This window comes from Paenibacillus sp. FSL R5-0519 (assembly GCF_037974275.1).
Lineage (GTDB): Bacteria > Bacillota > Bacilli > Paenibacillales > Paenibacillaceae > Paenibacillus.
Map to the genome: position 1 here is coordinate 531,521 of NZ_CP150234.1, position 19,322 is coordinate 550,842.

Genomic DNA, 19,322 nt, shown 5'->3' on the forward strand with positions numbered 1-19,322 from the left:
CGCGGCTTTCGGCTTGCTTGCTTCGTGTGTTTCTAATATACCCCGTGGCTTCTGCTTTGAAGCCAGCGAGGTAACCTGAAAGGAGTGAATCTTTGAGATGATTACGAAACCAGATAAAAATAAGGCTCGTCTGAAAAGACACCTTCGTGTTCGTAAGAAAATCCAAGGAACGGCAGCACGTCCTCGTTTGAACGTATTCCGTTCTGGTAAACATATGTATGCTCAAATCATCGATGATGTTGCTGGTGTAACAATCGCTTCCGCGTCTACCGTAGACAAAGAATTGAGCACTGACATCAAAAATGGTGCATCTGTTGAATCAGCTCGTAAAGTTGGCGAACTCGTTGCTAAACGTGCGAAAGACAAAGGTGTTTCCAACATCGTATTTGACCGTAGCGGATATCTGTACCATGGTCGTATCGCAGCTTTGGCTGAAGCGGCTCGTGAAGCAGGACTTGAGTTTTAAGATATTTTTCAAAAGGAGGTTAACGACTTGCGTGTAGATCCGAATACTTTGGAACTGACTGAAAGAGTTGTAAATATTAATCGCGTAGCTAAAGTAGTAAAAGGCGGACGCCGTTTCAGCTTTAGCGCACTGGTTGTAGTCGGCGACGGCAACGGCTGGGTTGGAGCTGGTATCGGTAAAGCGGGCGAAGTACCTGATGCAATTCGCAAAGGTATTGAAGACGCTAAGAAAAACCTTGTACACGTTCCACTCGTAGGAACATCGATTCCTCACTTGGTAACAGGTAAGTTCGGCGCAGGACGCGTGCTGTTGAAACCAGCATCTGAAGGTACTGGTGTTATCGCTGGTGGTCCTGTACGTGCGGTTCTCGAACTTGCTGGTGTGGGTGACATTTTGACAAAATCTCTGGGTTCTTCGAATTCCATGAACATGGTCAATGCGACTTTGGAAGGTTTGTCCCGTTTGAAGCGTGCTGAAGACGTGGCTAAACTGCGCGGAAAATCCGTCGAAGAGCTTCTGGGTTAAGGAGGGAATTCTCATGGCTAAATTAGAAATTACCCTCGTCCGCAGCTTGATCGGACGTCCGGAGACGCAAAGAACAACTGTGAAAACATTGGGTTTGCGCAAAATCAATAGCAAAGTGGTACAAAACGATAATCCTGCCATCCGTGGTATGATTAACAAAGTAAGCCACTTGGTTGCTGTTAAAGAAGTAGAAGCTTAAAAACGGGTTAATCCCACAAATCTTTAAGGAGGTGCAACGAACGATGAAGTTACATGAGCTTTCACCATCTCCTGGATCCCGCAAAGAACGTAAACGTCTTGGTCGCGGTCCAAGTAGTGGTACAGGTAAAACATCAGGTCGCGGTCACAAAGGACAAAACGCTCGTTCTGGCGGTGGAGTACGTCCAGGCTTCGAAGGTGGACAAAATCCATTGTATCGTCGCTTGCCAAAACGTGGTTTTGTAAACCCAACTCGCAAAGAATATGCAGTTGTGAATACTGAAGACCTGAACAGTTTTGCTGCGGGTACTGAAGTAACTCCAGAATTCTTGATGACGAATGGCGTAGTTAAAAACGCTAAATCCGGAATCAAAATCCTGGGTAACGGTGATGTCACTGTGAAGCTGACTGTTAAAGCTAATAAGTTTTCTCAATCTGCTATTGAGAAAATTGAAGCTGCCGGCGGTACAACTGAGGTGATTTAATGTTCAAGACCCTAAAGAATATCTGGCGGGTTGAAGATCTGCGCAAAAGGGTATTATTTACCCTTTTTGTACTGATCATTTACCGCATCGGATCCTTTGTTCCCGTACCGGGAGTTAATAAAGATGTATTCGAAGCGACAAATTCTGCGGGTAAAGAAGTTTTTGGACTTCTCAATACGTTCTCGGGTGGAGCGCTCTTCCAGTTCTCGATATTTGCGCTCGGGATCGTGCCTTACATCACTGCGTCTATCATAGTACAGTTGCTTTCCATGGACGTTATTCCTAAATTAGCGGAGTGGGCAAAGCAAGGTGAACAAGGTAAGAAGAAATCTGCACAGTTGACCCGTTATTTAACCATCGGGCTGGCATTGATTCAAGCGTTTGGTACGTCGATCGGATTCAACCGCTTGTACAATACAGAGATGGTGCCTAACGCTACATTTGCAGATTATATCTTGATCGCGATTGTACTTACGGCCGGTACTTCATTCCTGATGTGGCTTGGTGAGCAAATCACCGAGAAGGGCATAGGAAACGGAATTTCGATCTTGATCTTTGCAGGTATCCTATCTACGGTGCCTAATATTATCAAACAAACGATCGAATCTGACTTCATCCAACCTGACCAACTGTTTATGAATATTCTTAAAGGTGTAATCATCGCAATTGTTATTGTGCTGATCATCATAGGGGTCATTTACATTCAGCAGGCGATTCGGAAAATTCCTGTACAGTACGCTAAACGTGTCGTAGGTAACAAAATGTACGGTGGACAGAATACACATATCCCGCTGAAAATTAATGCAGCAGGTGTTATCCCTGTCATCTTCGCTTCATCGCTGTTGATGTTCCCAACGATCATCGCCAACTTCTGGGCAGATCGCATCTGGGCACAGTGGATCGGACAGAATCTGACTACTCACAAACCTCTGGGTATGTTACTGTATGTTGTGATGATCTTCGGTTTCACATTCTTCTATACTTTTGTACAGATGAATCCACAGCAGATGGCTGATAATATGAAAAAGAACGGCGGTTACATCCCAGGCATTCGCCCGGGTAAAGCAACCGAGAAATATCTGACCCGTGTCATGACTCGTTTGACAATGGCCGGAGCCATCTTCTTGGCAGTCATTTCCGTTCTGCCTGTATTCTTAGGGGCACTTTCTGGTTTGCCTCAATCTGCGCAAATTGGAGGAACATCCCTCCTGATCGTTATCGGTGTTGCGCTGGATACGATGAAGCAAATCGAAAGCCAATTGATCAAACGCCACTACAAAGGTTTTATCAATAAATAGGCAATAGGTACCGGTCGAGTGAAGATTTACTTGCCGGCACCTATTGTGCTGTTTGTTGATGTAGGGTAGTCTTGGAGGGAGTGACATAACGTGAACATCCTATTCATGGGCCCTCCTGGGGCAGGAAAAGGAACACAAGCAGACGTCATCGTGAAAGAGTTCGGTATTCCCCATATTTCAACAGGCGATGCATTTCGTCTAGCGATCAAACAGGGAACTCCCATTGGCCTGAAAGCCAAGGAATATATGGATCAAGGATTGCTTGTACCAGATGATGTAACCATTGGCATCGTTGAAGAACGTTTGCAGCAGCCTGACTGCAGAGAAGGTTTCCTCTTGGACGGATTTCCAAGAACCCTGTCACAAGCAGAAGCGCTCGATGGCATTCTGGACCGATTGAACTCAGGTCTCGATCATGTAATCAACCTGAAAGTGGATCGCAACAAATTACTCGCTCGTTTGACGGGTCGTCGGATTTGTAAAAACTGTGGTTCCACTTATCATGTGGTATTCAATCCGCCTAAGCAGGAAGGTATTTGTGATAAATGCGCTGGTGAGTTGTATCAACGCTCTGATGATAATGAAGAGAGTGTAGGTACACGACTGGACGAGTATATCAACAAAACAGCACCACTCCTCACGTTCTATGAGACTAAAGGTCTTCTTCGTCAAGTGAACGGAGAACAGGATATCGATCAAGTTTCTCAAGAAATCGTGTCCTTACTGAGAGGTTAATTGATGATCATTGGTAAGTCCGAAACGGAACTGGGCTTGATGAGGGAAGCAGGGAGAATTGTTGCGGAAACGCATCGTCTCTTGGCAGAGCATATCGCTCCCGGTATTACGACTGGTGAACTTGACCATATGGCTGATCAATATATCCGCAGTCAAGGAGCTGTGCCGTCTTTCAAAGGTTATAACGGTTTCCCTGCCAGTGTGTGCGCTTCAGTAAATGAAGAGTTGGTACATGGATTTCCCGGCAAACGCAAGTTGAACGAGGGCGATATCGTTACGTTTGACATTGGCGCGCAGTACCAGGGGTATCATGGAGATTCCGCCTGGACTTATCCGGTCGGCCGTATTTCCGAAGAAGCCCGTCGTCTTCTGGACGTTACCGAGGCTTCGTTATACGCAGGTCTGGCGCTGGTAAAACCGGACGTTCGCTTGTTTACAATATCTCATGCGATTCAGAAATATATTGAAGATGAAGGGTTCTCTGTTGTTCGTGAATATGTCGGTCACGGCATAGGCGCAGATCTGCACGAAGAACCACAGATTCCGAACTATGGTCTTCCCGATCGGGGACCACGGCTCAAAGCGGGCATGGTGCTGGCCATAGAGCCGATGGTTAACGTAGGAAGACGGTATGTGAAAACGTTGGAAGATAACTGGACTGTCGTCACGGTTGATGGAAAGTTATGTGCCCACTTTGAACACACCGTAGCAGTTACACCAGATGGTATGGAAATTTTCACGAAACTGAATGCGTAGGTGATGAGGCATGAACAGTCAGTCTAATCCGCAGCTCGGTCAACTTGTGAAGATCCGTAAAGGCCGCAATGCGGACCAAGCCGCAGTAATTGTTGCTATAGCGGACAGTAAGTTCGTATATATCGCGGATGGAGACAAACGTAAGTTTGATCAACCCAAGAAGAAGAATCTTCTTCATCTTGAACTCCAGCCCATGATTAGCAGCGAGGTTGTGAACAGTTTAAACGAGAGTGGTCGGGTGACAAATGGAAAGCTCCGCTATGCGGTCCATTCATTTCTGGAATCCACCAACATTCAAGCTGAAGAGAAAGGAGACTGACTAATGGCCAAGGAAGATGTCATTGAAGTGGAAGGTACGGTTCTTGAACCGCTACCGAATGCAACATTCAAGGTTGAGCTTGAGAACGGTCATCAAATTCTCGCTCACGTTTCCGGAAAACTACGGATGCACTTTATTCGTATCCTGACTGGAGACAAAGTAGTTGTTCAGTTGTCGCCTTATGATTTAACAAAAGGTCGCATAACTTACCGTAAATAGTAGTAGACAGTTGCAATGAACTGTGAAGCTTATGAAGCGGGTTTTGCCCGGCAAAACTTGCGAAAGCTTCGAAGCCGGTTTTACAATAGTAGAACAAGGTCAATGCTTACGAAGAGGGTTTTGCTTAGCAAAACTTTGAGGAGGTAATTCACATGAAGGTAAGACCTTCGGTCAAGCCGATTTGCGAAAAATGCAAAGTCATTCGCCGCAAAGGGAATGTTATGGTTATCTGTGAAAATCCGAAACACAAACAAAAACAAGGTTAAAGAAGGGGGTGTAGCGTAAAATGGCACGTATAGCTGGTGTGGATTTGCCACGTGATAAGCGCGTTGAGATCGCCTTGACTTATATTTTCGGAATCGGTAAAACGACTTCCCAGAAAATTCTGAGCACAACAGGCATCAATCCGGACACTCGTGTTCGTGATTTGACGGAAGATGAAGTCAGCAAATTGCGTGAAAGTATCGATAAAGAGGTCAAAGTAGAAGGTGACCTGCGTCGAGAAATCTCTTTGAATATTAAACGTTTGACGGAGATCGGTTGTTACCGTGGAGTTCGTCATCGTCGTGGTCTGCCTGTTCGTGGACAACGTACGAAAACGAATGCTCGTACTCGTAAAGGTCCTCGTCGTACAGTAGCGAACAAGAAGAAATAATAAGGGGGGATAAGAGAAAATGGCTAAACCGAAAAAAGTCGTACGTACTAAACGTCGTGACCGTAAGAATATTGAATCTGGCGTGGCACATATCCGTTCCACTTTCAATAACACTATCGTTACTATTACGGATCCTCACGGAAATGCAATTTCGTGGGCAAGCTCCGGCGGTCTCGGATTCAGAGGTTCCCGTAAATCGACTCCGTTTGCTGCACAAATGGCTGCTGAGACTGCTGCCAAAGCTGCAATGGAACATGGGATGAAAGCCGTTGAGGTTATGGTTAAAGGACCAGGCGCAGGCCGTGAAGCAGCGATCCGCTCTTTGCAAGCTGCTGGTCTTGAAGTTAACCTGATCAAAGACGTAACTCCAGTCCCGCATAACGGATGCCGTCCTCCAAAACGTCGTCGTGTCTAATGAGATTTGCCCCTGCGTGTGGTATATTTCCGGCACAATCTGCTAATAATGGTTGTTTAGGCATACTACTACATGTTTTCGCAAGAGAAGGTAAATGTTTCATAGAGGACCGACGTTTTGAAGGAGGGGTATTGCAGTGATTGAAATCGAAAAGCCGAAAATTGAGACGGTAGACGTCAACGATGATGGCACCTATGGGAAATTCGTAGTAGAACCGCTTGAGCGCGGATACGGTACGACGCTTGGAAACTCGCTTCGCCGAATCTTGCTCTCGTCACTGCCGGGTGCGGCAGTGTCTTCGGTTCAAATCGATGGCGTTCTGCATGAATTTGCTACAGTTCCTGGCGTAATGGAAGATGTTACGGAGGTTATTCTTAACCTGAAAGCTCTGTCGCTTAAGATTCATTCGGATGAGGAGAAAGTGCTCGAGATTGATGCTGAAGGCGAAGGAGCAATTACGGCTGGAGATATCCGTGCTGACTCCGATGTGGAAATCCTTAACCCGGATCTGCACATCGCTACGCTCGGACCAGGTTCGAGACTTCACATGCGTATTTTTGCCAATCGCGGTCGCGGCTACGTCCAGGCAGATCGGAATAAACGCGATGACCAGCCGATCGGCGTCATCCCAGTCGATTCCATCTTCACCCCGATCAGTCGCGTTAACTACGCTGTGGAAAATACGCGTGTCGGTCAAGTGACCAACTATGACAAGCTCACGTTGGAAGTTTGGACTGATGGAAGTATTCGTCCCGAAGAGGCTGTAAGCCTTGGCGCTAAAATTTTGACTGAGCATTTGATGCTCTTCGTGGGTCTTACAGACGAAGCGAAAGATGCAGAGATCATGGTCGAAAAAGAAGAAGACAAAAAAGAAAAAGTACTCGAAATGACGATCGAAGAGCTGGATCTCTCTGTTCGTTCCTACAACTGCCTCAAACGTGCCGGTATTAATACCGTGCAAGAGCTGACTACGAAAACGGAAGAAGACATGATGAAAGTCCGTAACCTCGGACGCAAGTCTTTGGAAGAAGTTCAAGAGAAGCTTGAGGAACTTGGTTTGGGACTCCGTACAGAAGAATAGACAGCCGAGTGCTTGAAGTGAAGGAGGGAAAACAATGGCATACCAAAAGTTGGGCCGTAATTCCAGCGCACGTAAAGCTTTGTTCCGTGACCTGGTAACCGACCTGTTCTTATACGAACGCATTCAGACAACTGAAGCGAAAGCAAAAGAGGTTCGCTCTATTGCTGAAAAACTGATCACTAAAGCGAAAAAGGGAGATCTTCATGCCCGTCGCCAAGTGGCAGCTTATGTTCGCCGCGAAACTATCGATGGTGAGCAAGATGCAATCCAAAAACTGTTTAGCGAATTGTCCGGTCGTTACGCTGAGCGTCCAGGTGGATACACTCGTATCTTGAAACTGGGACCTCGTCGTGGTGACGCAGCGCCAATGGTTTACTTGGAACTGGTAGACCGCGCGTAAAACAGATGAGATGAGGAAAGGGGACAGAATCAACGATTCTGGATTAACCCTTTTTTTCTCTTCATTTCGGAATTCGTGCTGTAATAGAAGCTCCGTAAGGGGCTTCTTTTGCTGTTCGGGATAGGGATATGTATAGTATGGAACAAAGGTGTGGTATTAATGCGGAACTTATGTATGACGTTAACTTATGATGGCACTGCCTATTACGGCTTCCAAGTACAGCCGGGTGGGAATACCATTCAGGATCATCTTGAAGATGCGATTCGTGCTTTAACCGGTGAGAAGGTTAAAATTACAGGTTCAGGCCGAACAGATGCAGGCGTTCACGCTCGCAGACAGATCTTCAATTTTCCTACGGAATCCCAAATCCCGATTGAACGTTGGTGTATTGCGCTCAACTCCAGATTACCCTCCGATATTGTCGTTATTGATGCGATTGAAGTTTCGGCTGATTTTCATTCTCGCTATGCAGCGAAAAAGAAAACATATCGTTACACAGTCAATGCGAATCAGTTTCCGGATGTATTCAACAGAAGACTGCAGTATCATCATCATGCGAAGCTTGATATTACGGCAATGCAGGATGCCTTACGACATTTCATAGGGACCTATGATTATACCTCTTTTGCTTCACGCAAGTCTCAGAAAGAGAATCATATCCGTTCGGTATACGAAGCATGGATTGAAGTGGACCGATCAATGTGCAGAGACCATCCGCGTGATCAGGGTGTCATTCACATTTATGTGAGTGGTAACGGCTTTTTGCAGCATATGGTTCGAATCATTGTAGGCACACTGCTGGAGATCGGAGAGGGCAAACGGAAAGCCTCTGATGTACCGAATATGATTGCTGCATGTAATCGATCTGCTGCAGGACCTACTGCAGTTAGCTGCGGTTTAATGCTCTGGGATCTTGAATATACAAAAGATTAAAATTGGTGAGTGAAAAGCTTAATTAACACTTGCGATTTAATCGCCTATCATGTAATATAAAAGTTGTGTTTTCTTAATGGCTTTCCCACAGCCCCAATTAAGAGGTTCACATCAAATTTACAATCCATCAACACCTAAAGTTATAACTTAACGAACGAAGATAAATGAAAATGATGATTTTGAACATTTTAAGGAGGAACTTTTCATGCGTACTACGTACATGGCGAAGCCTAACGAAGTTGAGCGCCAATGGCACATCATTGATGCTGAAGGCAAAACCCTCGGACGTTTGGCGAGCGAAGCAGCTGCTTTGATTCGCGGCAAACACAAGCCACAATTCACTCCACATGTGGACACTGGCGATTTCGTTGTTATCATCAATGCTGAGAAAATCGTATTGACTGGTAAGAAAATGCAAGGTAAAAAATACTACCGTCACTCGATGCACCCAGGTGGTTTGAAAGTAACTACTGCTGAAGAGATGGTTAAAAACAAACCTGAGCGTATGTTGGAATTGGCTGTTCGCGGTATGCTTCCTAAAACTCGCATGGGCGAGAAAATGAAGTTGAGACTTAAAGCGTACAGAGGCACTGAGCATCCACATGCAGCACAAAAACCAGAAGTTTACGAACTTCGCGGTTAATTAAAAGGAGGACAGTTTCATGGCACAAGTACAATACTATGGGACAGGTCGTCGTAAACATTCGGTAGCACGTGTTCGCCTTGTACCGGGTGAAGGACGCATTGTCATCAATAAACGTGATATTAATGAATACTTCGGTTTGGAAACACTCAAACTGATCGTAAAACAACCACTGAACTTGACAGAAACGCTCAACAACTATGACGTTCTTGTTATTGCTCATGGTGGCGGAATCTCCGGTCAAGCCGGCGCAATCCGTCATGGTATCTCCCGCGCTCTGCTCAAAGCAGATCCGGAATACCGTGCTTCCCTGAAAAAAGCAGGTTTCCTGACTCGTGACCCACGTATGAAAGAGCGTAAAAAATACGGTCTTAAAGCGGCTCGTCGCGCACCTCAGTTCTCCAAACGTTAATATTAAAAGCCTTTGGCCTCGGCCAAAGGCTTTTTTATGTCTTCATGAAGATTTCGCATATAATATATATATCACTTATGCCATAACACTCATATGTGTCCGCATGACTGTTCATTGTCGCATCATATGTGTTTAATATCTTCATTAATGTTCCTTAATACAGTTTTTCATATCAGAGTTAATACTTCTTACTAAACCTCACTACACCTCACAAATCGTTTATGATGATACGCTATGCTCATTCCCATCGTTTCCCACACGTTCTAAAACAGCTCTTTATAAAATCATCAATTAGGGCTCAAGCCTGCTTTATTGAATGTATTCGGTTTGCTCTTCAAAACTTTATTCTTCACTTTATTTCATGTTAATCGATGATTGATAATCTGATGCTTTTCCTGGCGATATAAACTTTTCAAACTCAGCACCAACAAAGCACTTCTAGGCAATGAAATGTATTCTAACCAGTCCAATGACTTGAGCCAAGTTCATTTTTTTATCTCATGAACAGAGAAAAGGATAAATTGAACCAAATTATTTACGATAGCGACGATCAAAAAGAGAATAAAGTGATTTATTTTACCATATGGCAGGCATTGACATCCGCAATGAAAGATTTATACTAAACATAATTCATATTAGATTAGTCGGCTTTAACGTGTATTGAAATGCAGAATGGGGGAAAATACGCAGATGAACTTATTGGAGAAAGAAGAATTGGCACGCACGAAGGCAGAGGAACTGGAGCTTGCGAGTCCAGAGGATATTATTCGGTATGCTATTGAAACATTTCCTAATATCACTTTTGCATGTAGCTTTGGTGCGGAAGATGTTGTACTTGTAGATATGTTGCAGAAGATCAGCCCATCGACAGATATTTTTTATTTGGATACTGATTTCCACTTCAAAGAAACATACGAAACACGCGATAAGATGCAAGAGAACTACAACCTTGAATTTGTACGCGTGTCACCTAAGATTACTCCGGAAGAACAGGCAGCTCAACACGGTGAAGAATTGTGGAAGTCTGATCCAAATGCGTGTTGTAACATTCGCAAAGTCGAACCGTTAACACGAATTCTTTCTCAGTATGATGCATGGATTACAGGTATTCGTAGAGATCAAGCACCAACTCGTGCAAACTCCAAGAAGGTTGAATATGATACTAAATTTGGCTTGATGAAGTTTAATCCGATTGCGCATTGGACCACAGAGGATGTATGGCAATATATTCGTGATAATAACGTTGTGTATAATCCTCTTCATGATCAGAACTACCCGAGTATTGGCTGTGAGCATTGCACACGTCAGGTTATGCCTGGTGAGGACCCTCGTGCTGGACGTTGGTCTGGTAATGATAAAACAGAATGTGGCCTTCATAAATAATAGATACACATTCAAAAGAGCGCTATGGAGATTGTAGACGCACTAGGCATCCAGCAAAACTTGTCCACATGATAAGAGCACCTCATGACGCTTTCCGGCATCAAAGTACGTGGGTTGCTCCGAGACGGTCAGTGCCCTCCTCCTGAATTTACACGTACTGAGGTGCTGATTGAAGGAATGGCGGAGCAAGTCCGCTCCTAACGGTATATTTGTCCATCTTGTCCCATATAGATGATTAGAGTCATTTATAGGGACGAGGTGGTTTTTTTATGCGTAAAAATATGGGGAAACACTTTGTAGTCTGGATCAGGTTAAAAACAATCAAAAGGGTCATGCTGAGCCTCTGTCTGCTAGCCATGTTAGTGGCAGTAATGTCCTATGAGCTGCCTTCCGCGAAGACTTCAGGTTATTGGAGTTTGCCGATGGCGGGTAAAGTCATTGCCATTGATGCAGGACACGGAGGTCCAGATGGAGGCGCGGTAAGCAAGCAGGGTGTTATTGAAAAAGATATCAACCTGTCGATCGCCTTGTATGTGAGAGATTATTTGCAACAGGCAGGGGCCTTAGTGGTTATGACACGAGAGATCGATACGGATTTGGCAGAATCGGACACCAAAGGGTACTCCAAACGCAAGACGGAAGATCTGAAACAAAGAGTACGACGGATAGAGGATAAGCAAGCAGATCTCTTTATTAGCATTCACATGAACAGTGTTCCATCCAACCGATGGAGTGGAGCGCAGGTTTTCTATACACCTAACCATCCGGATAACGAAGGTTTAGCTAATCTGCTTCAACAAGAGATGGTTCGTAATCTGGAGAATACAGATCGAATCGCCAAAACGGTAAACACGGTTTATCTGTTACAGGCTCTGAAGATCCCTTCAGCGCTGGTAGAAGTAGGTTTCCTTTCTCATCCGGAAGAGGCACGTATGCTTGCGGACGAAGCGTACCAACGCAAGGTGGCTGCATCGATTTATAATGGGATTCTCAGATATTCCTCAGGAGAACGGCCTAAAAGTTAGTCAGAATAAGAAAGGTAATGATATAATTGGATCAGCATACCTAATTACATGCCAATAGATAAAGCTGAGGTGCTGTCTGATGTTATCAAAAGAACAGATACTTGAACTATTACAGCCATTACAAGAACCACAATTGGGAGTAAGTCTGACCGAACTGGAATGGGTTCGAGATATTATGGTGAAAGAAAATCATGTGGCTCTGACCATAGTGACACTGGAAAATCGACCTGAGGATTCAACAGCCTTGAGTGATGCAGCACGTAATTTGTTGTCCCAGCACGGACTGAGGGATGTACATATTCGTGTACGTGCAGCTTCTGAGCATGATCGTGAGAGCCTGAATATGGGACAACCTGATAAAGAGCCGGATCGGGACGAAGTGCTCGTAAAAGGTCACGCAGCGGGCCTGGATGGACATGAGTTGTTAAGTCCTGAATCAGGGGTTCGTTTTATTGCAGTGGCCAGTGGTAAAGGTGGCGTTGGTAAATCAACGGTGACCGTTAATCTCGCTGCAGCCTTGGCACGTCAAGGCAAGAAAGTGGGCTTGATTGATGCGGATATCTACGGCTTCAGTGTACCTGACATGATGGGGATTGAAGAATATCCGGTCGTTGAAGATGGCGTTATCCAACCGGTTGAACGTTTCGGAGTCAAAGTGATGTCCATGGGCTTCTTTATTCGGGAGAACAATCCAGTGATCTGGCGAGGACCCATGCTCGGCCGGATGCTGCGTCAATTCTTTACTGATGTCCAGTGGGGCGAGTTGGATTATATGTTACTGGATTTGCCACCAGGTACGGGAGATGTTGCTTTGGATGTGCATCAGTTGTTGCCACAGAGCAAGGAAATTATTGTGACCACGCCACATGCAACAGCAGCTTTTGTCGCTGCACGTGCGGGTGCAATGGCCATTCAGACCGATCATGAGTTGCTTGGTGTGGTTGAGAACATGGCTTATTATGAATGTGGCAGTTGCGGCGAGAAGGATTATGTCTTTGGTCGCGGAGGCGGGGGAAGACTTGCGGAAAGTCTGCATACAAGCCTGCTTGCCCAGATACCATTAGGGACGCCGGATAATCATCCTTCCGAACCGGATTTCTCACCTTCTGTCTACAAAGCAGATTCCCGTATAGGGGCTATCTACGATGAAGTGGCCCGATCCATTGATTCCAAATTCTAACGGTATGCGTGTTATAAATACAAATAAAGCCTGCGTCCACTTGGATGCAGGCTTTTCAGTATCTGTGGTGTGTATTAACACCTGCTGTTTATGATCCGCCGCCGCCCGAATCTCCACTGCTTCCACCATCTCCGCCATCACTACCACCTTGGCCGTCTTGCTGTCCGCCTTGCTCTTCCCCCTGTTTTCCGCCACTTTCCACTTTCGGTTGCAACTCTTCCTGTACAACTTTCTTGAGCAAAGTGAGCACTTCCATGCGGAACAATGGGTTTTGCATCACTTCCTGCATGACAGTCATCGTCTGTTTACGATAATCCGGAGTCTTCGTCATATCCATGAACATCTTGGATACTTCAGGTGACTTCATGATGGATTCAACAGACTTTTGATAGGTGGGATCTTTAATCAGTTCCATATGAAGTTGTTTACTTTGTGCGTTGATCACTTTGGCAAATTCACCCGCAAACTGAGGATCAGTCATGATCTTTTCGAATTCCTTCTTATATTCGGGAGCTGTGATGGTATCTTTTACTGCAATACGTATTTGTTCCGAAGATTGCACAGGCATTAACATTTTCATACCAATGGATCCCGAAGCACCACCCGAACCGCCACCTTCTTCCGAACTGCTGCTTCCGCTGGATGAGCTCTGACCTGTAAGAGCTTCCTCCACTGCTTTCTTGCCTTCGTCACTTTTCAAAATATCTACAACCATTGTTTTCATCTCTTTATAACTGCCCTGAGGAGGCGAAGAACTCTGATCTGAACCGCAGCCGGCAAGCATGACGGATAGCCCCAGTACGACACAGCATAGCTGCCACAAAGGCCGTTTCATGTGTACAATCCCTCCTTGATTAGATACTGGATGTAGTATGTGATGGGAAAGGGCGAAATATGTTGAGCAATGATGGTTTTTTGCTGAGAAGGTTGGTAAAATAAACACTCGGGGGTGGAAAACATTTGAATTTACGTAAATGGTTTTTCCTGTTTTGGACAGCCTTGCTTATTGGGGCAGCGGGAGCATTAGGTACAGGATTGATTATGATGCTGGTGAACGGGGAGAAAACAAATGGATTAAATGATTTTCTTCTGTATCTTTTGATCCTATTTGGATCAGGGGTTATGATCAGCGTGTATTCACAAATGGGTTTCTTTGCATATCTGATATTGAATTACATGGGTAAAGGTGTATTTCCTAAGCGTAGCTGGCAGATCGTGCAGATTGTACTAACGGTTCTAGCGCTGCTTGACGTAATGTTTTTGCGCCTGTTTGTTGGCGGAGACCGGGAGCGCATGTCGGATATTGTGTTGGGTATCATTATTTTGGCGGCAGCAATTGTTACCGCTTACGTAAAAGTAAAGCTGACTCATCTCTCCGCGCTTGTACCTACACTTTTCTTCATGATTGCGGTCACCATAGTGGAGACGATTGGCGTATTGCGTATTGATGTGAATGCGGCAACCATATTTATTGTGGTACCCTTGCTCTTATGTAATGCATACCAAATGCTGATATTGCATAGGCTTGTGGATGTATCAGCGAAGCCCAGCGTCAGTGGAGAGGCAGAACAGTTGAATGAAAGTCGAGCATAAATTTCGATTAGTATAAAACATACCAAAAAGAGCTAACCTGGTTAGCTCTTTTCAACTTTTAAGCTCGTATAGAGTCTGTAGATCCGGCAATCTGCCAATTACTGACCACTGGCTTGATCACGAACTTCCTTACCTTCCACACTGGAATGGTTAAGCAATTCAGATACAGTTACGAATTCATAGCCCTGATTTTTTAATTTGTCGATAATGACAGGAAGTGCCTCATGAGTCTGTTTAGAAGAATCGCTTGCATGCAGCAGTACGATGTCCCCTGGATGTGCTTTGCTTACTACGCGATCAACAATGGTCTGTACTCCGGGGTTTTTCCAATCCAAAGAGTCGGTATCCCACTGAACAACCTGATAATTCAGACTATTGGCTACCTGAAGCACTCGCTTGTCAAAGTCCCCGTTGGGCAGACGCAGTAATTTCGGTTCTTTTCCCGTTAAATCGGTTAAAATGCTATGAGCTGTCGAAATTTCTTTGCGAATTTCTTCCTCGGTCAGGCTGCTGTAGTTCTCATGTCTGTGACCATGGCTGCCAATTTCATATCCTGCCTCTTTGATGGCAGTAACAATTTCGGGGTGTGTCTTGCTCCAGGGGGAGGAAAGGAAGAAGGTTGCCTTCTGCACTTTATTCTCCTGAAGAACTTTCAGAATCGGCTCTGTCCGTTTATCTCCCCAGCTAATGTCAAAGGTAAGTGCAATTACCTTCTTCTCGGTTGGAACGCTGTAGACGGCTGATGGTGCTTCCTCCGAGAATACGGAGACATTGCCTCTCTCCAGATAAATAATACCGATCGCAAAGATGGCAGCAACGAGGACAATCAGGTACCGTTTAATCTTTTTGCCGCTAAATACATAGAACGAGTTCATTTCAATAAGCGCCCCTCTCCCATAAGAAATGCTTGTTTACTCTCCAATGTATGCTCGTACTCCCCAGTTATTCGTAACGGCACCTTGTTTGTCCATCATTTTAGATTCTACAGGAGGTTATTATGTTAAAATTCAGTACATTTCTTAGAGATCTTGGTTCCATCCGCAGTGCATTAATCTGGTCCGTGGTATTGTTTGCTGTTGGAATAGGGGCAGGATGGGTGAGCACAGGGCCACTGGAAGAACTGTTGTTGAATCAAATTGGAGGATTACGTGAAGTTAGTGAGCGGCTGGAGCAGGGGGGGAATGTGCAGTGGAACTTCTTCCTGTTTATCTTTTTCAATAATGCAATCAAAAGTGTGCTCGTCATCTACGCTGGTATATTTTTCGGTATTCTGCCTGTCATCTTCCTGCTAATCAATGGGATGGTCCTTGGATTTGTAGTGCACACCACCATGAATTATGGAGCAACTTTCTATGATATTGTGGTTAAAGGCCTGCTTCCGCATGGCATTATTGAGATTCCCGTCATTATTATTGCTTGCGCATTCGGACTGAAGTTTGGTGGTCTGGTTATTAAAAGTCTTGTACAACTTGGAAGTGACAAACGAAATACGTTAGGGACCCGGTGGAGAGCATTCATGAATAGGACGTTAACGGCATCCTTCTGGGTTGTCATCTTGCTTCTTGTTGCAGCAATCATTGAAAGCACACTTACGTATACTCTGGTGAGAGGATAAAATTTTGTCATGGTTGGCATTCATAAATTTTCAGAAAGTTGACCATAACAATAAAACGGGTTCCAGCAGCACTCACAAAAAGCGAATGCACGGGGTGCTGCATGGAACTTGTGAAGGTGTGTGATAAAGAGGCTATGCACAAAAAGGAGAACTCTAATGCTGGGTATGCTGTTTAACGAGAAGGAATGCAAGGAACTAGACTATGTGCTGCGTAAAGAATTAGATGAGATGCTTTTCGATCTGAGTGATAATCGTCTTGACCAAGAGATTAAATACGCCATTGCGAGCCGATATAAGACTGTGTTCCGCATGTATGCGCGATTTGCCCCGCCAAAAGAGTTGTCCAAGTATGCAAGAGGTGGGAAGCTGAAAAAGTCGAAGCCTTAATGCTGCAGCTAGTCATATATTCGATTCACAGTAATTGAAGTGAGGTGCGGCTCTTGATAGCGGGGGCTGTACCTCTGAACCGTGAAAGTGTGAAATTGTTGAGGGGATCATACTTTTTGTCGAAAAAGGGTTGACCTTTCTAAATTCATATGGTAAATTAATTTTCGTTCCTTTTTTAGGAGCGGTTCGCAAAAACAAGCATGAAAATAAAACGATTGAAAATAATCGAAAAATAATGCTTGCAAAGAGAACTTGGACATGATATATTATAAAAGTCGCCGCTGAAACGACGACAACATGAAAAACAGCACTAAATTGAATCTTTGATCTTTGAAAACTGAACAACGAGTGAGTAAACATTCTGCTTGCAGAATGAACGCGAAAGTTTGAAACAAGCCTTGGCTTGGATCGGCTGGAGCACAAATGAGATTTTTAATCTCGTCAGATTCAAAATGAGCTTATCGCTCTTTTCAATACTTTATTGGAGAGTTTGATCCTGGCTCAGGACGAACGCTGGCGGCATGCCTAATACATGCAAGTCGAGCGGAGTTGATAAGAAGCTTGCTTCTTTGATACTTAGCGGCGGACGGGTGAGTAACACGTAGGCAACCTGCCCTTAAGTTTGGGACAACTACCGGAAACGGTAGCTAATACCGAATAGTTGTTTTCTTCGCCTGAAGGAAACTGGAAAGACGGAGCAATCTGTCACTTGGGGATGGGCCTGCGGCGCATTAGCTAGTTGGTGGGGTAACGGCTCACCAAGGCGACGATGCGTAGCCGACCTGAGAGGGTGATCGGCCACACTGGGACTGAGACACGGCCCAGACTCCTACGGGAGGCAGCAGTAGGGAATCTTCCGCAATGGGCGAAAGCCTGACGGAGCAATGCCGCGTGAGTGATGAAGGTTTTCGGATCGTAAAGCTCTGTTGCCAGGGAAGAACGCTTGAGAGAGTAACTGCTCTCAAGGTGACGGTACCTGAGAAGAAAGCCCCGGCTAACTACGTGCCAGCAGCCGCGGTAATACGTAGGGGGCAAGCGTTGTCCGGAATTATTGGGCGTAAAGCGCGCGCAGGCTTTCATTTAAGTCTGGTGTTTAATCCCGGGGCTCAACCCCGGATCGCACTGGAAACTGGGTGACTTGAGTGCAGAAGAGGAGAGTGGAATTCCACGTGTAGCGGTGAAATGCGTAGATATGTGGAGGAACACCAGTGGCGAAGGCGACTCTCTGGGCTGTAACTGACGCTGAGGCGCGAAAGCGTGGGGAGCAAACAGGATTAGATACCCTGGTAGTCCACGCCGTAAACGATGAGTGCTAGGTGTTAGGGGTTTCGATACCCTTGGTGCCGAAGTTAACACATTAAGCACTCCGCCTGGGGAGTACGGTCGCAAGACTGAAACTCAAAGGAATTGACGGGGACCCGCACAAGCAGTGGAGTATGTGGTTTAATTCGAAGCAACGCGAAGAACCTTACCAGGTCTTGACATCCCTCTGATCGGTACAGAGATGTACCTTTCCTTCGGGACAGAGGAGACAGGTGGTGCATGGTTGTCGTCAGCTCGTGTCGTGAGATGTTGGGTTAAGTCCCGCAACGAGCGCAACCCTTGATCTTAGTTGCCAGCACTTCGGGTGGGCACTCTAAGGTGACTGCCGGTGACAAACCGGAGGAAGGTGGGGATGACGTCAAATCATCATGCCCCTTATGACCTGGGCTACACACGTACTACAATGGCCGGTACAACGGGCTGTGAAGCCGCGAGGTGGAACGAATCCTAAAAAGCCGGTCTCAGTTCGGATTGCAGGCTGCAACTCGCCTGCATGAAGTCGGAATTGCTAGTAATCGCGGATCAGCATGCCGCGGTGAATACGTTCCCGGGTCTTGTACACACCGCCCGTCACACCACGAGAGTTTATAACACCCGAAGTCGGTGGGGTAACCGCAAGGAGCCAGCCGCCGAAGGTGGGATAGATGATTGGGGTGAAGTCGTAACAAGGTAGCCGTATCGGAAGGTGCGGCTGGATCACCTCCTTTCTATGGAGAATCGTTTCCCGCGTGGAAACATTCAAATAGCAGACTAGATCTGCATAAATTACTCACTCGTTGCTCAGTTTTGAGAGCTCAAACTCTCAAACGTTTGGTGGCGATAGCGAAGGGGTTCCACACGTTCCCATCCCGAACACGACCGTTAAGCCCTTCAGCGTCAATGGTACTTGGACCGCAGGGTCCTGGGAGAGTAGAACGCCGCCAAGCGTAACCCATTTTGGGTTCAAACAGTATGTGTAATGTGGGCCCTTAGCTCAGTTGGTTAGAGCGCACCTCTGATAAGGGTGAGGCCGGTGGTTCGAGTCCACCAGGGCCCACCATCTATACCTTTAAATTTTATATGGGGCCATAGCTCAGCTGGGAGAGCGCCTGCCTTGCAAGCAGGAGGTCAGCGGTTCGATCCCGCTTGGCTCCACCAAAAATGTTTTACAAGTTTGTTCTTTGAAAACTAGATATCGAAACGAAAGTAAATGCGAATTAGAACATTCCTTTTTAGCTGAACTTGTGTATAACAAGTTTCAATAAAAACGGTAGATTGCACGTACGATGGTATCGAA

At 45.6% G+C, this 19,322-nt stretch carries 25 protein-coding genes, 2 tRNA genes, 2 rRNA genes and 1 pseudogene; 28 read left to right on the forward strand and 2 right to left on the reverse strand.

Annotation, left to right across the window (positions count from 1 at the left end):
- Positions 1-97 precede the first annotated feature (97 nt).
- The 21 genes and pseudogenes from rplR to MKY73_RS02330 all read left to right on the forward strand — a co-directional run bounded on the left by rplR (position 98) and on the right by MKY73_RS02330 (position 13,128).
- Entirely contained in the window at positions 98-466 is a 369-nt protein-coding gene (gene rplR / locus MKY73_RS02230; RefSeq protein ID WP_017692090.1) for a 50S ribosomal protein L18, read from the forward strand.
- 27 nt (positions 467-493) lie between these two features.
- Complete coding sequence (rpsE, locus tag MKY73_RS02235) at positions 494-991, forward strand: 30S ribosomal protein S5 (protein ID WP_017692091.1); 498 nt, start codon at positions 494-496, stop codon at positions 989-991.
- Between the two features lie 13 nt (positions 992-1,004).
- Positions 1,005-1,190: a 50S ribosomal protein L30 gene (gene rpmD / locus MKY73_RS02240; RefSeq protein ID WP_017692092.1), complete on the forward strand. Its 186-nt coding sequence runs from the start codon at positions 1,005-1,007 to the stop codon at positions 1,188-1,190.
- 43 nt (positions 1,191-1,233) lie between these two features.
- Positions 1,234-1,674: a 50S ribosomal protein L15 gene (gene rplO / locus MKY73_RS02245; RefSeq protein ID WP_062836188.1), complete on the forward strand. Its 441-nt coding sequence runs from the start codon at positions 1,234-1,236 to the stop codon at positions 1,672-1,674.
- Positions 1,674-2,972 (forward strand): preprotein translocase subunit SecY, encoded by a 1,299-nt coding sequence (secY, locus tag MKY73_RS02250; protein WP_339257564.1) that lies wholly within the window; start codon positions 1,674-1,676, stop codon positions 2,970-2,972. Before rplO ends, secY begins: the two co-directional genes overlap by 1 nt.
- Before the next feature lie 90 nt (positions 2,973-3,062).
- On the forward strand, positions 3,063-3,707 hold the full coding sequence (locus tag MKY73_RS02255) for an adenylate kinase (RefSeq protein ID WP_339237992.1): 645 nt from the start codon (positions 3,063-3,065) through the stop codon (positions 3,705-3,707).
- Positions 3,708-3,710: 3 nt separating this feature from the next.
- Positions 3,711-4,463 carry a type I methionyl aminopeptidase gene (gene map / locus MKY73_RS02260; RefSeq protein WP_036607191.1) on the forward strand — a complete coding sequence of 251 codons (753 nt, stop codon included), beginning with the start codon at positions 3,711-3,713 and terminating at the stop codon, positions 4,461-4,463.
- Between the two features lie 10 nt (positions 4,464-4,473).
- Positions 4,474-4,782: a KOW domain-containing RNA-binding protein gene (locus tag MKY73_RS02265; RefSeq protein ID WP_091039171.1), complete on the forward strand. Its 309-nt coding sequence runs from the start codon at positions 4,474-4,476 to the stop codon at positions 4,780-4,782.
- Positions 4,783-4,785: 3 nt separating this feature from the next.
- On the forward strand, positions 4,786-5,001 hold the full coding sequence (gene infA / locus MKY73_RS02270) for a translation initiation factor IF-1 (RefSeq protein ID WP_017692098.1): 216 nt from the start codon (positions 4,786-4,788) through the stop codon (positions 4,999-5,001).
- Between the two features lie 152 nt (positions 5,002-5,153).
- Positions 5,154-5,267 carry a 50S ribosomal protein L36 gene (gene rpmJ, locus MKY73_RS02275; RefSeq protein ID WP_003333770.1) on the forward strand — a complete coding sequence of 38 codons (114 nt, stop codon included), beginning with the start codon at positions 5,154-5,156 and terminating at the stop codon, positions 5,265-5,267.
- A gap of 20 nt (positions 5,268-5,287) precedes the next feature.
- Entirely contained in the window at positions 5,288-5,656 is a 369-nt protein-coding gene (rpsM, locus tag MKY73_RS02280) for a 30S ribosomal protein S13 (RefSeq protein ID WP_062329455.1), read from the forward strand.
- 19 nt (positions 5,657-5,675) lie between these two features.
- Positions 5,676-6,071, forward strand: coding sequence for a 30S ribosomal protein S11 (gene rpsK, locus MKY73_RS02285; protein WP_017692100.1), 396 nt, complete (start codon positions 5,676-5,678; stop codon positions 6,069-6,071).
- A 136-nt stretch (positions 6,072-6,207) separates the two neighbouring features.
- Positions 6,208-7,152, forward strand: a complete 945-nt coding sequence (locus MKY73_RS02290; protein WP_017692101.1) for a DNA-directed RNA polymerase subunit alpha — start codon at positions 6,208-6,210, stop codon at positions 7,150-7,152.
- A 34-nt stretch (positions 7,153-7,186) separates the two neighbouring features.
- Complete coding sequence (rplQ, locus tag MKY73_RS02295) at positions 7,187-7,552, forward strand: 50S ribosomal protein L17 (protein WP_017692102.1); 366 nt, start codon at positions 7,187-7,189, stop codon at positions 7,550-7,552.
- Between the two features lie 159 nt (positions 7,553-7,711).
- A complete protein-coding gene (gene truA / locus MKY73_RS02300) occupies positions 7,712-8,485 on the forward strand; it encodes a tRNA pseudouridine(38-40) synthase TruA (protein WP_339305453.1) in 774 nt (257 codons plus the stop codon).
- Between the two features lie 205 nt (positions 8,486-8,690).
- Positions 8,691-9,128 carry a 50S ribosomal protein L13 gene (gene rplM, locus MKY73_RS02305; protein WP_024633564.1) on the forward strand — a complete coding sequence of 146 codons (438 nt, stop codon included), beginning with the start codon at positions 8,691-8,693 and terminating at the stop codon, positions 9,126-9,128.
- A 19-nt stretch (positions 9,129-9,147) separates the two neighbouring features.
- Positions 9,148-9,540 carry a 30S ribosomal protein S9 gene (gene rpsI, locus MKY73_RS02310; protein WP_017692105.1) on the forward strand — a complete coding sequence of 131 codons (393 nt, stop codon included), beginning with the start codon at positions 9,148-9,150 and terminating at the stop codon, positions 9,538-9,540.
- A gap of 690 nt (positions 9,541-10,230) precedes the next feature.
- Entirely contained in the window at positions 10,231-10,923 is a 693-nt protein-coding gene (locus MKY73_RS02315) for a phosphoadenylyl-sulfate reductase (RefSeq protein WP_339237987.1), read from the forward strand.
- 40 nt (positions 10,924-10,963) lie between these two features.
- Positions 10,964-11,124, forward strand: a pseudogene (gene sat, locus MKY73_RS02320) (sulfate adenylyltransferase); the annotation flags it as partial.
- A gap of 68 nt (positions 11,125-11,192) precedes the next feature.
- Positions 11,193-11,948 (forward strand): N-acetylmuramoyl-L-alanine amidase CwlD, encoded by a 756-nt coding sequence (gene cwlD, locus MKY73_RS02325; RefSeq protein WP_278298126.1) that lies wholly within the window; start codon positions 11,193-11,195, stop codon positions 11,946-11,948.
- 79 nt (positions 11,949-12,027) lie between these two features.
- Positions 12,028-13,128, forward strand: a complete 1,101-nt coding sequence (locus MKY73_RS02330; RefSeq protein WP_339305455.1) for an Mrp/NBP35 family ATP-binding protein — start codon at positions 12,028-12,030, stop codon at positions 13,126-13,128.
- A gap of 88 nt (positions 13,129-13,216) precedes the next feature.
- Here the strand turns inward: MKY73_RS02330 and gerD are convergent, their stop codons facing one another.
- Entirely contained in the window at positions 13,217-13,963 is a 747-nt protein-coding gene (gene gerD, locus MKY73_RS02335) for a spore germination lipoprotein GerD (protein ID WP_339305457.1), read from the reverse strand.
- A gap of 125 nt (positions 13,964-14,088) precedes the next feature.
- Here gerD and MKY73_RS02340 point away from each other — a divergent pair, with 125 nt between their 5' ends.
- Positions 14,089-14,721 carry a KinB-signaling pathway activation protein gene (locus MKY73_RS02340; protein WP_339305458.1) on the forward strand — a complete coding sequence of 211 codons (633 nt, stop codon included), beginning with the start codon at positions 14,089-14,091 and terminating at the stop codon, positions 14,719-14,721.
- Positions 14,722-14,819: 98 nt separating this feature from the next.
- Here MKY73_RS02340 and pdaB read toward each other — a convergent pair whose 3' ends face one another.
- Positions 14,820-15,596, reverse strand: a complete 777-nt coding sequence (gene pdaB / locus MKY73_RS02345) for a polysaccharide deacetylase family sporulation protein PdaB (RefSeq protein ID WP_036607219.1) — start codon at positions 15,594-15,596, stop codon at positions 14,820-14,822.
- A 122-nt stretch (positions 15,597-15,718) separates the two neighbouring features.
- Here pdaB and MKY73_RS02350 point away from each other — a divergent pair, with 122 nt between their 5' ends.
- The 6 genes from MKY73_RS02350 (at position 15,719) to MKY73_RS02375 (ending at position 19,183) form a co-directional block, all read left to right on the forward strand.
- Positions 15,719-16,336, forward strand: coding sequence for a stage II sporulation protein M (locus tag MKY73_RS02350; protein ID WP_339305460.1), 618 nt, complete (start codon positions 15,719-15,721; stop codon positions 16,334-16,336).
- Positions 16,337-16,492: 156 nt separating this feature from the next.
- Positions 16,493-16,723, forward strand: a complete 231-nt coding sequence (locus tag MKY73_RS02355; protein ID WP_017692114.1) for a hypothetical protein — start codon at positions 16,493-16,495, stop codon at positions 16,721-16,723.
- A gap of 478 nt (positions 16,724-17,201) precedes the next feature.
- Positions 17,202-18,753: ribosomal RNA gene (locus MKY73_RS02360) — 16S ribosomal RNA — on the forward strand.
- Positions 18,754-18,855: 102 nt separating this feature from the next.
- A 5S ribosomal RNA gene (gene rrf, locus MKY73_RS02365) occupies positions 18,856-18,972 on the forward strand.
- Positions 18,973-19,008: 36 nt separating this feature from the next.
- Positions 19,009-19,085, forward strand: a tRNA-Ile gene (locus MKY73_RS02370).
- Positions 19,086-19,107: 22 nt separating this feature from the next.
- Positions 19,108-19,183: transfer RNA gene (locus MKY73_RS02375), tRNA-Ala, on the forward strand.
- The last annotated feature ends 139 nt before the right edge of the window (positions 19,184-19,322 follow it).